A 14,645-nucleotide genomic window follows, 5' to 3' on the forward strand; every position below is an offset into this window, starting at 1 on the left:
TATAATATGGAGGTGGTCATATGGTTAAGATAGCGGTGGTTGGAGCGGGTAATGGAGGTCAGGCATTAGCGGGATATTTAGCTATGAAAGGGTTCGATGTAGCTCTTTTTAATAGATCTAAAAGAAGAATATCTCCTATCATAGACTCACATTCAATAAAAATAGAAGGTCAAGTAGTAGGTGAATATCATGTATCTTTTGCCACAACAAATATGGAAGAAGCAATAAAGGGAAGAAAGTTGATTATGGTAGTTGTTCCTGCCTTCGCACATAAAGAGATAGCCAAGCGGATGGCTCCTTATTTAGAAGATGGACAAATAATAGTGTTAAACCCCGGTAGAACAGGTGGGGCTTTAGAGTTCAACAATGTATTGAAAAAAGAAAACGTGAAAAAAGACATCATACTTGCCGAAGCTCAAACTTTTATTTTTGCCTCAAGAATGTCCAATCCAGGGGTAGCTAAAGTGTTTAGAATTAAAAATGCTGTTCCTGTTTCTGCACTACCAGCTACCAGAAATGGTGAATTAGAAGAAGTATTGTGTAATGCAATACCTGAATTTGAAGTAGTTAAGAATATAATTTACACCAGTTTTAACAATATTGGAGTTGTTTTTCACCCCGCAACATTAATATTGAATGCAGCAAGGGTTGAAACAACGGCAGGAAAGTTTGAATTCTATTTCGAAGGAATATCTCCTTCTGTAGCAAAGGTTTTGGAAAAGATAGATGAGGAAAGATGTAAAGTTATGGAGCTTTTTAATGCTGAGCCTATGACCGCAAAGGATTGGCTAAACTATGCATACGATGTAAGAGGAAACTCTTTATACGAAGCTATTAGAAACAATGTTGGTTATAGGGGAATATATGCGCCGCCAACGTTGGATAATAGGTATATTCTTGAAGATCTTCCAATGAGTCTTGTACCTATCTCTTCTTTTGGAGAAGAGTATGGTGTGAAGACACCTGTGATTGATTCTATTATAAATCTTGCCAATATAATGATGGGAAAAAATTTTTGGAGAGAGGGTAGAACGGTAAAAGATTTGGGTTTAGAAGGAATGAGTATAGAAGATATAATAAGACTTGTTGAGGAGGGGGAATGATGAAAAGGATTCTTGGTGCTTCTATGGGAAGTGACGTACATACAGCAGGTATTTTAAACTTTTTGGAGTTGGCAAGAAATGAAGGATATGATGTTATTTACTTAGGTGGAGCGGTTCCGATTGAGCAAATTATTAAAACCATAGAGGAAGAAACCCCCGATATTGTGTCAATAAGTTACCGTTTGGGAGCCGATGCTTTCGAAAATCTTATAAAGGAATTTATAGAAAAGATAAAACAATTAAAAAATTATGAGAAAATCGATTTTATCTTTGGAGGAACGGTTGAAACCTCACAGGTTGCAAAAAAATACGATTTCTTTAAAAAGATCTTTGATGGTTCAGAGGAAGAAGAAGATGTAGTTTTGTTTTTAAGAGGTCAAATCAAATATAAAGAAGAGAAAAATTTTCCTTCCACATTAGCCGAAAGAATTGCATTTAAATCCCCATATCCGTTAATTAGGCACCATATAGGACTTCAAACAATGGAGGAAACCATCGAGGAGATCAAAAGACTTGCAGAATCTGAACTTTTGGATATCATCTCTTTGGCGCCGGATCAAAACTGCCAACAATACTTTTTTGAGCAAGAAAAGATGGACCCCAACCAAGACGGAGCTGGAGGAGCTCCCATTAGAAATGAAAAAGACTTTGTTGCCATGTATGAAGCAAGTAGAAGAGGCAATTATCCTTTGGTAAGATGTTACTCTGGAACCAACCACATGGTCGAATTTTCTCAAGTTCTAAAAAAAACTATCAACAACGCATGGGCAGCGATACCTATATTTTGGTATTCTGAACTTGATAGAAGGTCTGAAAGGAACTTATTAGATGCGATAAAAGAAAATATGGAAGGAATAAAGTGGAACGCCAGGAACAACATACCGGTAGAAATTAACGACGCTCACCAATGGGAACTAAGGTACGCGCACGACAGTTTAGCAGTCGCAACTACTTATTTAGCTGCTTATGTAGCTAAAAAGCTTGGGGTAAGATGGTATGTTCAACAATATATGATGAACACCCCGCCAAAGTTATCTCCAAAGATGGATATAGCTAAGTCTTTAGCCAAATTAGAACTGGTAGAAACACTAAAAGATGAAGCCTTTACACCTTACAGGATGGTAAGAACGGGGCTTCTTTCTTTTCCAGCCGACCCCAACAGCGCTATGGGACAACTTGTTTCTTCGATGTTTTATTCATCTTACTTACAACCACATATAATCCACGTGGTAGCGTACTGCGAAGCCATGAAAAGGGCAACTTCAAAAGAAATAATAGAAAGTGTAAAAATGGTAAAAAGGGCGAACTCTTTAGCCTCTCGTGGATTACCTGATTTTGCCAGCGACCCTGAGATCAAAGAAAGGGTTAATTTATTGAAAGAAGAAGCTATGGTCATAATAGAAAAAATTAAAAGTATCTCCCCTCAAAAAGAGGATCCTTTGACTGACCCAGAAACTCTCTATTTAGCGGTAAAAGAAGGAATTTTAGATGCAGTTGGATTACAAGGCAACTCTGCTGCCAAAGGGCAAATAAAATCGGCTGTAATTAACGGAGCTTACGAAGCTGTGAAAGAGAACGGCGAAGTGCTGAGAGAAGCTGAAAGAAACCGTGGAATAAAGTAAATTAGAATTATCCAGAAACTTGAGGAGATGGAAAAAATGGATTCTATAAAAATAAATGCAGTAATTAAATGTGTTGAAGACCTTCGTATGAAACTGAATAGGTACCGAAAGCATGGTCTTAAAGAATATCCAACGCGAACAATATTTGTAGATCAATTACTCGAAGCTCTCGGGTGGGATATAAGAGATCCGGATGAAGTGGAACTTGAGTATCCCACTATTGATGGAAAGTCTGTTGACTATGCTGCCAAAATAAACCGCAGGCCTGTCTTATTCATTGAAGCGAAAGCCTTAAATGATCCACTTACAGATGTCAAAGCTATTACTCAGGTAGTTGGTTACGCTGCCAATGCGGGTGTGGAATGGTGTATCCTTACCAATGGTATTAACTATAAGGTTTACCATAGTACCGAAAAGACAGAGGCTCCGAAAAAACTACTTTTTGAAATTTCTCTTGATCCAAAAGAAACCGAAGGAATGTCGATTCAGCAAGTTGCAGAACAATTTGCACGTTTCTCACGTGATTCAATGGCTAAAGGTGTGCTTGATGAGATTGGTGAACAAATCTTTACAACAGGAAAGATAAGAAAAGCTTTAGATAAACTCTTTACGGATCCCCCAAACACATTAATTAAGCTTATACGCTCAACCCTGGAGGACGACTCCATCAAACCAGCTCAAATCAAGAAAGCCCTCAAGATGCTTTGGTCCCAACCATCGGAAACAGAAATACCTTCAACTTATAAATATACTAAAAAGCCAGTTCCTTCATCAGAATCTAAAGTAAAAGAGTATAATGAAGAGCACCACTTAAATGAAAAACCGCAAGAAGTCGTAGAATTATTTAAGACACTTGATAAATTTTGTAGAGAACTTGATCCAAACATAGTTCAAAGAGAAGCCCTTAAACACTATATAAAATACACACATGGTAATAACATTTTTTGTTGTGCTCGTATTCATAAAAGTGGACTTCGTGTTTGGTTAAAGTTGAATTATTCGGATTTAGAGAGTCCAGCTAAATATGTTCGTGATGTTTCAAATATCGGACACCTGGGAGTCGGAGATGTTGAGTTAACAATCGATAGTCTCGAGAGATTTCAAAATGCCAAGAGCCTAATACAAAAATCATTTGAAGAAAACAAATCAAAATGAGGGCAAAATAATTGAGGAGCGGATAGATCCCTATTTGAAAACCGGTTGGGACTTTGGATATGTAATAAAGACTCCTACAGAACGAATATTGTTGAGAAAACAAAAGAAATGGCTCCTCTGCACATTGGGTTGAAGCTTTTTTTGCCCCTCTTCCATAAGTGTGGATAAAAAAGTCAAAAAACGAGGAGAATATTATTATGACTTGCAAATGGTATTTAGTTTGTCCAATGAAGAGATATTATGATGAGGGTAAATTAGATAAAAAGTGGATAGAAAATTATTGTCATGGTGACTATAAAAGTTGCGTACGCTACCAAATGGAAGAAACAGGTAAGTACCATCCGGACAATATGTTACCTGATGGAACAATTGATAAACGTTTAAAATAAGATATTAACTAGTTAAAAGACAAAAATATTCTGCTCTCTCAAGTGTTTCTTTAAAACGAGCAGAATATTTTTTTATAGAGCAAGATGTGACTTAGGGCAAAAAATTAAAAAGGTCTATTGAGCAAAAGACTTTAGAACTGTTTTTCTTAAAAGATATGCAAATAGAAATATTAGAAACAGTGTCAGGACTATCATTGGACCTGATGGAACGTTTAAGTAGTATGATAAAAAAATACCCAGAACAGATGAAAATACACCAACTATTACAGATATTATTAGCATTTGGTTTATACTTTTTGCATAAAGCTTTGCTATAACACCAGGGGTTATAAGTAGAGAAGTTATCAGTATGATCCCTATTATTTTAACGGAAACAACTATTGTAACAGATGTGATCGTTAAAAACACTAAGTTTATTATGTTTGCGGGTACCCCAAATATTTTACTTAATCTTTGATTGAACGAGTAATATTTAAGCTCCTTGTTTAAAAAAATAACCATAAAAAGAATAAGTAAGTCAAAAATTCCCAATAAAATCAAATCTTCTTGAGTTATCATTAATACGTCGCCAAATAGGAAACTATCGATTTCGGGAACATATCCTTTTTTGAATGAAAGTAAAATTATACCTATAGCCATAGAAAGCGATAAGAGCATACCTATCACGCTATTTTCTTGCACTCTTTCTTTCTTGCCCAGTTGATGTATAGTTATTGCAAATATAATGGCAACTATTATAGACAATAGGTTCATATTTAATCCAAAGAAAAGAGCAAAGGCGATAGCACCAAACGCCACATGGGCCGCTCCGTTTCCAATAAACTCCATCTTTTTTAGGACTATGAAATTTGATAACAACGCGCTACCAAAACCTGAAAGAATGGCACCAATTAAGGCGTATCTCATAAAAGGGTAACTTAGAATATCAATCATCTTTATTGCTAACCACCTTCATCTTTTCATTGATGTGAATAAATAGTTCAAAGTCTTTAGAGTACAAAGTTCGTAAATCATTGATATCGAGATCAGCGGTGTTTTTATGGCAATGCAGTGTTTTGTTCATACACATAATTTTGTTTGTTTCTTTGAAAATCATGTTCAAATCGTGACTAATTAAAATTATACTCATATTGCTATTATGTTTGAGATCTCTAAGAGTTCCATAAAGTATATTTTGTCCCTCTTTATCGATATTTGCTTCAGGTTCGTCCAATATTAATATATCGGGATCGGAAACCAAAGCCCTTGCCACCATCAACCTTCTGTACTCTCCTCCAGATAATTTCCCCACTAACCTGTCGTATAGATGATCAATTTGTAAAAGTCTGAGGGTTTGTCTTACTTTTTCATAATGTTTTTCTCTAAACCTTTTAAATGGACCAACTTCATTGTACAAACCCATTAAAGCGACTTCATATACTTTGATCGGAAAATCTCTTTCCCTTTCCTCGGATTGTGGAACATATCCTATTTTTCCATTTATCTTTATTTCTCCCGTATAATCTTGTATTTCCCCGATTAGAGTTTTTATTAAGGTTGATTTTCCAGCTCCGTTAGGTCCAATTATCCCTACAAAGTCTCCTTTATATATATCGAAAGATATATTGATCAGTATATTGTTGTTTTCAGCTGAATAATTCAAATCTCTAACGGATATTAAAGGATCAGTAGCCATAATTCACCACCCGTATAATTTCAAACAAATTGTATATGTATAAAGACTCTAAATCGAATACTCTTTCAACACTTCCTAAAGGATCCAAAACCCCTATACTTAAATTCAAGTTTTCAGCTACAGCATTCACAGCCTTATCACTGAGTTGAGGTTCATTGAAAATAGCCTTAACATTTTCCTCTTTAGCAACGTTCGTTAATTCAACTAACTGCTTTGGAGTTGGTTCTACCCCGGGAGAAAGTTGAATTACACCAGCAATTTTTATATCGTATCTTCTTGCGAGATAATCGTAGGAGTTATGAAGCGTAAATATTGAACCATCGATGACCTTCGCTTTTTCAGCAAGGTATTTATCAAGCAAAATCAATCTGTTTATATATCTTTCAGCGTTTTGAGTGTAGTAATCTTTATTTAAAGGGTCTAATTCTCCAAAAACCTCTGCCAAACCTGGAATGATGTAAGTATACATAATATATGGATCTAACCAAATGTGCGGGTTGTATGCAAAATCTTCATGCTCATGATCTTCGTCAATTCCGCTCATACTTATAAGTTTTTCAGGTGGAATGAAATCGGAAACTTCAATTATTTTCACACCCTGATTTTCCAGATTCTTGGTTAGATTAGAGATAAAAATTTCTAAAGCTAAACCGTTTGTAATTAAAATATCAGATTCGTACAAGGGCACTAGTTCCTTTGGTGTTGGCGAGTATGTATGTGGACTCTTGCCTGGAGGAACAACAAGGTTCACTTGACCTTTTTCTTGTATTATTTCTTTACTTACATAGTAATAGGGTAATATCGACGTTGAAACGTTTATAGCGAATACTAAGAATGAAGCTAATAAAACGATGGTTGTTAAAATCGTTTTTTTCATACCTTCTCTCACCTACTTTTCATATTTTTGATTACTTCAAAAATCCTTCTACTCATCGAAATTATCATATTGGTTGTCTTTTGTAATCTTCTGACATTCTTTACATATTCCTTCAAAATAAAGCGTATGAGTCAAAACTCTGAAGCCCAATCTTTCTTTTATATACTTACTCATCTGCTCGGAATAACATAGATCGAACCTTTCAAATTTCTTGCATTTTATACAGTATATGAAATGGAAATGCCCTTGTCCCTTAAAAAAATATTTGATCTTGTCGGAAAAAACTATGGATTTAATCTCTCCGTTTTCTTCGTAATTTTTCAAGTTTCTGTAAATTGTAGATTTATCATAATCTTCGTTGAGTTTTTCATAAATCTGTTCGGCGTTGAGTGGATAATCGTACTCATCTAACACGCCTAAAATGTCTCTGCGAGCTTTAGTGTTTCTCATGAAAAGTTCACCTCTTCGGGATAAACATGGATGATGTTAAACTGTTTATAGCATAAAATGCAAACGATTTGTTTTTGCAACTGATTTGCATAAGCATTATACAACAAAAATTTTAAAATGTCAAGTTTTGTTATATTGTCTTTTTAATTACCTTATGATATAATTCAAAAAAAGGGGAGTAGCATAAGCTTTACGCTTCTAACTGTTCGTCAGTACGGCGCAAGCCCGGACGGTTAGCTCATAAAGAGATTGCAAGACCTTTGTTCTTATTAGTGAGCAAAGGTCTTTTTTTGTTTATCAAATAAATTTTTTCTATTTATAATCTGAGAGAGGTGAAGTTTGTGTGGTTTACAAAAAGCAAAGACGAAGTTATCAAAGATCTTCAGGTTAATACTATTCAAGGACTTTCAACCCAAGAAGCAAAGGAACGTTTGAGCAGATATGGGGAAAACAAGCTTGCTACCCAAAAAAACAGGAGCTTGCTACAATTATTTTTTGCTCAACTCAATGATGCAATGATCTATGTTTTGTTGGGTGCAGCTTTGATCTCTGCAATATTGGGGGAACTCAGTGACGCAATAATAATTGCTGTTGTTATCTTAATAAATGCAGTAGTCGGACTTATTCAAGAGTATAGAGCTGAACAAGCTTTGGAGGCTTTAAAAAAGCTTTCTACACCTAAGTCCATCGTTAAAAGAGATGGAAAACTTATCGAAATTCCTTCAGAAGAGGTAGTCCCCGGAGATATTGTTATTATTGATGCAGGAAGATATATTCCGTGTGATTTAAGACTTATCGAAACTGTCAACCTTCAAATTGACGAATCTGCCCTTACAGGTGAATCAGTACCTGTTGATAAAAATGCTGATTTAATCTTAGAGACGCTTGATACTCCCCTTGGAGACCAAAAGAATATGGCTTTCATGTCAACTTTTGCTACTTATGGCAGAGGTGTTGGGGTTGCAGTAGCTACTGGTATGAAAACAGAAATAGGTAAAATTGCTAAGATGCTCGAAGAAACTGACACAGAACAGACTCCACTTCAAAAGAAACTTGCAGAGCTTAGTAAAATACTTGGCTTTGCAGCTCTTGGAATTTCTATTGCTATGTTCCTTGTCGGTATCATCCAAGGAAGACCTTTATTTGAAATGTTCTTTACGGCAATAAGTCTTGCAGTAGCAGCAATTCCTGAAGGACTTCCTGCAATAGTTACAATAGTACTTGCTATGGGTGTTCAAAGGATGGTTAAAAAGCACGCCATAATTAGAAAGCTTCCGGCGGTTGAAACTTTAGGTTCTGTAAACATAATATGCTCTGATAAAACGGGTACCTTAACTCAAAATAAGATGACTGTGGTAAAATTCTACGCAGACAATGCTTTTGGCGATGTTGACTCACTTAATATTAATAATCCAGCTCATAAACTCCTTTTGGAAAGTTTGGTACTATGTAACGATGCTACTTATTCGCAGGAATCAAAGACTGGTGATCCAACTGAAACAGCCTTACTTGAGATGGGAGCTAAATTCAATATATTTAAAACTGCTTTTGAAGAGCAACACCCAAGAGAAAATGAAGTACCCTTTGATTCGGATAGAAAGCTTATGTCCACTGTAAATAAATATGATAATGAGTATTTAGTGTTTACTAAGGGAGCCCCGGATAATCTTCTTAAGATATGTAACAATGCATTTGTCAATGGTGAGATTGTTCCACTAACACAGGAAATTATAGATAACATAATGGATAAAGTAAATTCAATGTCTCAGGATGCCCTTAGAGTTTTAGGAGCAGCCTTCAAAAAAATAGATTCTCCTCACGGAGATATTGATAAATTAGAAACCGACTTAACCTTTATAGGCTTAATAGGTATGATTGACCCGCCAAGACTCGAGGTGAAGGATTCTATATTTTTATGCAAACAGGCTGGTATAAAGACTATTATGATAACAGGTGATCATAAAAATACTGCCTTTGCTATAGCAAAAGAACTTGGTATAACTGATGATCCTTCACAGGTAATATCCGGAGTTGAACTAGATAAGCTTACCGAGGAGGAGTTAATTAGTAAGATCGATAACTTGAGAGTATTTGCAAGAGTCTCACCTGAACATAAGGTAAAAATAGTTCGAGCTCTTAAAGCCAAAGGTAACATCGTTGCCATGACTGGAGATGGGGTAAACGATGCTCCCTCATTAAAGGCTGCAGATATTGGGATTGCAATGGGTATTACAGGTACAGATGTTGCAAAGGGTGCTTCTGACATGGTCTTAACAGATGATAACTTTAGCACTATAGTTTCTGCTGTTGAGGAAGGAAGAAATATATACAATAATATTAAAAAGTCCATCGTCTTCCTGCTGTCATGTAATATTGGTGAAATAATTACGTTGTTCTTTGCCATATTATTTGGTTGGGCTACACCGTTAAAGCCTATACACATACTATGGGTTAACTTAATAACTGACACTTTCCCGGCGCTATCTCTTGGAGTAGAGCCAGGGGACAAAGATGTTATGAAAGAAAAACCACGTAATCCAAATCACAGTTTGTTTGCAGGCGGTACAGGAGTAAGTTTAATACTAAACGGTGCATTAATTGGTCTAGTAACATTAACCGCCTTTGTGATTGGGGCAAGAGTTTATACAGGTACTACTAATTTATTCCCAATATTTCCTGCGAATATTTCAGATGATGCGTTAACTCACGCACAAACCATGGCGTTTGTAGTGTTAAGTGTATCTCAACTAATACACTCTTTGAATATGAGACATCCAACCAAATCCATATTCCAAGTTGGTTGGTTTACAAACAAGTACCTTATCGCCTCTATCCTATTTGGAATATTCCTTCAGGAAATTGTCATAACAGTTCCATTTCTCAGAAATGTGTTTGGGGTCTTCGATTTAAGACTTTATGACTGGTCAATTGTTGTATTGCTATCTATAGTTCCTTTGGTAGTTAATGAAATAGTAAAGATATTTATTAGGCATAAGGTATCTTAATCTACCTCATCAGTATTTTTTTATCTATCACTCAAAAACATATGGTATAATTAATTAAATTATCAAAGGAGGAAAAGTATGGGTGCTATTTCTCAAATCATATCGGTTATATCTGGGTTTATCGGATTAATTTTTACCGTTTTTTTGGTGTTCAATATTTTAGAAAAATCCCCTGGGAATGAAAAAATGCAGAAACTTTCAAAAATTATTCAAGTGGGAGCTCGCTCTTTTTTATTCTCTGAATATAGGATCCTTTTTGTTGTTATATTTTTATTCGCAGCTTTTCTGTGGCTTGTAAGTTCTTATCAAATGGCTTTGTCTTTTATTTTAGGATCAGTATTTTCTGTTTTATCAGGTTTTCTAGGGATGTCAATAGCCACCAGAGCCAATGCCAGAACAACCAATGCAGCGATAAACAATTTAAAAGACGCATTGGCTGTGTCTTTTAATGGTGGAGCGGTTATGGGTATGATTGTTACTTCTTTAGGATTAATGGGATTGGGAGGTATATTTTTTCTTGGCAAAGGAAATACTGAACTAATGAGTGGTTACGCTATGGGAGCATCTTTTGTGGCACTCTTTGCAAGAGTGGGAGGAGGCATTTTCACAAAAGCCGCCGATGTAGGAGCTGATCTAGTCGGTAAGGTTGAAGCAAATATTCCAGAAGATGATCCAAGAAATCCGGCAGTTATCGCTGACAACGTCGGAGATAATGTGGGAGATGTTGCAGGTATGGGAGCTGATCTGTATGAATCCTACGTTGGTTCTATTTTTTCTGCCTCAGTCTTAGGAAGTATCGTTTTTTCTGCTAAGGGAGCACTTTTCCCGTTTTTTGTTGCTTCATCAGGTTTGATATTATCAATTTTTGGTATTATTTTTGTTAATTACTACATCAAAAAAGCAAAGGAAGTTGAGCCTGAAAAGGTCTTACACTTTGGTACATATATGACGGCATTTCTTCAATCGATAGTTGTCTTTTTCTTATCTAATATTGTATTCGGAGATTTTTCTGGCGGTTTAATTGTTATTTTAGGTATGGTAGTTGGAATTCTTATAGGGGTTTCCACTGAATACTACACTGCAAAAAAACCTGTAATAGAGCTAGCTAAAAGCGCTCCATCAGGTTCGGCTCCATTGATTATCAATGGTCTTGCGCTAGGGATGGAATCAACGCTTATCCCTATTCTTCTAATAGGAGCAGCTATTGTAATTTCATTCTACGTTTATGGTCTTTTTGGAATAGCTATTGCGGCCGTTGGAATGCTTTCAACACTGGGTATGAGTTTATCAATCGATGCTTACGGCCCTATCGCTGATAATGCAGGTGGAATTGCTGAAATGGCTCATTTAGAACCATACGTTCGAGAAAGAACGGACAAGTTGGATGCTGTTGGAAATACAACCGCCGCGATGGGAAAAGGTTTTGCTATAGGATCTGCTGCATTAACGGCATTGGCTTTGTTCGCTTCTTATTTGCAAGTAACAAATATTTCAGTAGTTGATTTGAATGATGCAAATGTGTTCACAGCAATGTTAATCGGTGCCATGCTTCCATTTCTGTTTTCCTCTTTGGTAATGAAAGCGGTTGGTAACGCTGCAAATCTTATGGTTGAAGAAGTAAGAAGGCAATTTAAAGAAATTGTTGGATTAATGGAAGGAAAAGCTGATCCAGACTACGGTAAGTGTGTAAAGATCGCTACCGATGGTGCTTTGAAATATATGATACTTCCTTCTTTAATCGCTGTAATAGCTCCAATAATTATTTATCTCTTGTTAGGCAAGCAAGCTGTTGCTGGAATGTTAGCTGGAACAACAGGCTCAGGCGTTATGTTAGCGATATTCATGGCTAACTCTGGAGGTGCCTGGGATAACGCTAAGAAGTTAATAGAAACAGGAAAATATGGTGGAAAAGGGTCTTTGGCTCACAAGGCTTCTGTTGTAGGAGATACTGTGGGGGATCCTTTAAAAGATACAGCAGGACCTTCGATAAATATTTTAATAAAACTTATGTCCATAGTTTCTATAGTGATTATTCCCGTCTTAATTAGAATTTTTGAGTGAAACTCTTGGTTAAAGTGGTTGGTGTGAATACCATCCTCTTTACGGGTGGGCTGCGGGGCAAAGGGGCGCAAACACAAGGTTTTTGAGATATAACTATTTTCAAAAATAAGACTTTGATTTTAAAAGGGTTACAGGGCGGAGCCCTCCCACCTGCTGGGTTAGGGACCGCAGGTCCCTTCCTTAAAAGGGTGGAATGCGGACAAAGGGAATGAATACCATCTTTCCTTATGGGTGGGGAGCGGGGCGAAGGGGCGCTATCTATAAAGGTTTTAGAGTTCCTAAAGTTAGTATAATCAAATTAAAATGTGGAGGTGTATATAATGAAAAGAGTCGCTGTTTTAAATGTAGGTGGAGATTGTCCAGGATTAAATGCCGTAATCCGGGCACTCATCGTTAAAGGCGCCGAAGAGGATATCGAAGTTGTCGGCGTTTACGACGGTTTTCTAGGTCTCGTGGAAGATAAATTAACAATCTTAGCTAAAGAACATGTCTCAGGTAAATTACCTGAAGGTGGCATAATTTTGGGTTCGTCAAAATACGATCCTACTGTTAATCCAAACGATTTGAAAAAGTTGAAAAATAACTTTGAGAGATATCAGATAACTAGTCTTATATTGTTAACAGGCCATACCGGAGCAAATATCGCCTTAAAATTGGCAAATGAAGGTATACCTTCGATAATAATACCTGCTACCGTTGATAATGACTTATACTGGACGGATCTTAGCGTTGGTTTTCTAACGGCATTACAGATCGTCACCGATGCATTAGATAAACTTCATTCAACTGCGAGTGCAGGTCATAGGGTAATAGTTGTAGAAACCGGAGGAGACGAAGCAGGATGGTTAGCAACAATTGGTGGTATGGCAGGTGGTGCTGATTATATAATAGTACCAGAGTTCAAGTTAGACCCTAAAGATATGATTGAAAATATTAAAAGGAGATATTCTGCAGGTAGAAGATTTTCCATAGTTGTAGTAGAAGAAAAAGTCAAACTCCCCGAAGAAGTTCAAAATATAATAGGCGATCCAAAGGTTCGTCAATACATGAAACCAGCAGAATTAATCACAGAGTACATAAAAGCTAATCTGCAAAATGTTGAATGTAGAACCGTTGATTTAGATTATTTACAAAGAGGAGGAACACCTTCGTCTTTTGATAGATACCTGGCTTTCAAATTCGGTGTTTCGGCTATAGACGCTGTTAAAAAAGGAAAATCTAATGTGGCTTTAGGTTTGGATGGTTTTGATGTTGTGGAAAAACCATTTACCCACGAAATTTTGAAGAACAAAGAGATAAGTAGAGAATTATACGAAATGGGTAGACTTTTCTTCTAAAAATATTTAGCGGTGCTTTTTGCACCGCTATTTTTAAACGCATTATTAAAATCCACAAATAATAAACTTGCTTGACTTTTTGATCATATTTTATAAAGTTTTTCCTGAGTTTGACAGTTGAGAGACGATTTTTCAGTAAACCAAACGGAAGAAAGCGGGTTTGAGGGGATAAAACACCTATTTTTTTGAAAAAAATTTTTTGATGTAGTGACACTTTTTTCTATTTTAATTATATTATTCTCTTGACTTCATAATATTTCTGTGGTATAATATTAAAGACATTATGAAGTCGGGAGATGATTTGGATGTATGTTAGAACGGTAAAAAACAATCAAGGGAAAGAATACTTAAGAATAGTAGAAAGTTACCGTGAAAACGGTAAGAATAAACAAAAGATAATCGCTAATTTGGGTAGAATTGATACTATCAGTAGAAAAGAAGTGGAAAATATTGTCGATAAACTCGTACAGATATATGATATAAAAGGTTATGTGAATTTGAATAGTGTTGAAGAAGCACCCGATAAGAAGAATTATGGGATAAAGGTAATAGCAGATAAGTTGTTTGAAAGGTATGAGATGGATAAGTTCTTTGAAAAGATGGATAAAAAGATAAGGTTCGATGTGGAAGATTTGTTGAAAATAATGGTTATGAACAGAATAATAGAACCTAAAAGTAAGTTGGGAATATTCAACGATCTAGATTATTACGGGTTCAAAAGAATAGATGAGGCAGAGACAGATGAAGAAGGGATAGCCTTACAATGGCTGTACAGGACGCTAGATGTGTTAGCGCAAAAGAAGGAAGAGTTAGAGAAACATCTGTACAGTCAAAGGATAAGTTTATTCAATTCTGTAGTAGACTTAGTGTTTTACGATGTAACGACGTTAGCCTTTGAGACACAACAAACGAACGAGTTAATGCAGATGGGGTATTCTAAAGATAAGAAGTTCAACGAATCACAGGTAGTT

11 protein-coding genes and 1 pseudogene are annotated in these 14,645 nt (G+C 36.1%); 8 read left to right on the forward strand and 4 right to left on the reverse strand.

All coding sequences use genetic code 11. The annotated features are described in order from the left end of the window. Nucleotides 1-20 precede the first annotated feature (20 nt). The 4 genes from BZ25_RS04930 (at nucleotide 21) to BZ25_RS04945 (ending at nucleotide 4,269) form a co-directional block, all read left to right on the forward strand. Nucleotides 21-1,103 (forward strand): NAD/NADP-dependent octopine/nopaline dehydrogenase family protein, encoded by a 1,083-nt coding sequence (locus BZ25_RS04930; protein ID WP_121515001.1) that lies wholly within the window; start codon nucleotides 21-23, stop codon nucleotides 1,101-1,103. Beyond that, nucleotides 1,103-2,725, forward strand: coding sequence for a cobalamin-dependent protein (locus tag BZ25_RS04935; RefSeq protein ID WP_121515002.1), 1,623 nt, complete (start codon nucleotides 1,103-1,105; stop codon nucleotides 2,723-2,725). The genes BZ25_RS04930 and BZ25_RS04935 overlap by 1 nt, the downstream gene beginning before the upstream one ends. Nucleotides 2,726-2,761: 36 nt before the next feature. Further along, the gene (locus tag BZ25_RS04940; RefSeq protein WP_158584860.1) at nucleotides 2,762-3,880 is read left to right on the forward strand and encodes a DUF5655 domain-containing protein; all 1,119 of its coding nucleotides are present in this window, start codon (nucleotides 2,762-2,764) and stop codon (nucleotides 3,878-3,880) included. Between the two features lie 197 nt (nucleotides 3,881-4,077). Beyond that, a complete protein-coding gene (locus tag BZ25_RS04945; protein WP_121515004.1) occupies nucleotides 4,078-4,269 on the forward strand; it encodes a uracil-DNA glycosylase in 192 nt (63 codons plus the stop codon). Between the two features lie 114 nt (nucleotides 4,270-4,383). On the opposite strand, the gene BZ25_RS04950 is transcribed toward BZ25_RS04945, so the two are convergent. From BZ25_RS04950 to BZ25_RS04965, 4 genes are read right to left on the reverse strand one after another with little or no spacing between them, the layout of a single operon-like run. Continuing rightward, on the reverse strand, nucleotides 4,384-5,202 hold the full coding sequence (locus BZ25_RS04950; protein ID WP_121515005.1) for a metal ABC transporter permease: 819 nt from the start codon (nucleotides 5,200-5,202) through the stop codon (nucleotides 4,384-4,386). Beyond that, the gene (locus tag BZ25_RS04955; RefSeq protein WP_121515006.1) at nucleotides 5,195-5,944 is read right to left on the reverse strand and encodes a metal ABC transporter ATP-binding protein; all 750 of its coding nucleotides are present in this window, start codon (nucleotides 5,942-5,944) and stop codon (nucleotides 5,195-5,197) included. Before BZ25_RS04955 ends, BZ25_RS04950 begins: the two co-directional genes overlap by 8 nt. Beyond that, nucleotides 5,934-6,821: a metal ABC transporter substrate-binding protein gene (locus BZ25_RS04960; protein WP_121515007.1), complete on the reverse strand. Its 888-nt coding sequence runs from the start codon at nucleotides 6,819-6,821 to the stop codon at nucleotides 5,934-5,936. Before BZ25_RS04960 ends, BZ25_RS04955 begins: the two co-directional genes overlap by 11 nt. 48 nt (nucleotides 6,822-6,869) lie before the next feature. After that, on the reverse strand, nucleotides 6,870-7,271 hold the full coding sequence (locus BZ25_RS04965; protein ID WP_012208815.1) for a Fur family transcriptional regulator: 402 nt from the start codon (nucleotides 7,269-7,271) through the stop codon (nucleotides 6,870-6,872). A gap of 341 nt (nucleotides 7,272-7,612) precedes the next feature. On the opposite strand from BZ25_RS04965, the gene BZ25_RS04970 reads away from it, so the two are divergent. The 4 genes and pseudogenes from BZ25_RS04970 to BZ25_RS04985 all read left to right on the forward strand — a co-directional run. After that, complete coding sequence (locus BZ25_RS04970; RefSeq protein WP_121515008.1) at nucleotides 7,613-10,276, forward strand: calcium-transporting P-type ATPase, PMR1-type; 2,664 nt, start codon at nucleotides 7,613-7,615, stop codon at nucleotides 10,274-10,276. Nucleotides 10,277-10,354: 78 nt separating this feature from the next. Continuing rightward, nucleotides 10,355-12,337: a sodium-translocating pyrophosphatase gene (locus BZ25_RS04975; RefSeq protein ID WP_121515009.1), complete on the forward strand. Its 1,983-nt coding sequence runs from the start codon at nucleotides 10,355-10,357 to the stop codon at nucleotides 12,335-12,337. 320 nt (nucleotides 12,338-12,657) lie between these two features. Further along, nucleotides 12,658-13,674 (forward strand): 6-phosphofructokinase, encoded by a 1,017-nt coding sequence (locus BZ25_RS04980; RefSeq protein WP_012208818.1) that lies wholly within the window; start codon nucleotides 12,658-12,660, stop codon nucleotides 13,672-13,674. A gap of 305 nt (nucleotides 13,675-13,979) precedes the next feature. Continuing rightward, a pseudogene (locus tag BZ25_RS04985) lies at nucleotides 13,980-14,645 on the forward strand (IS1634 family transposase); the annotation flags it as partial.

The sequence above is a fragment of the Petrotoga sp. Shatin.DS.tank11.9.2.9.3 genome, assembly GCF_003665005.1.
Taxonomy (GTDB): Bacteria; Thermotogota; Thermotogae; order Petrotogales; family Petrotogaceae; genus Petrotoga; species Petrotoga mobilis.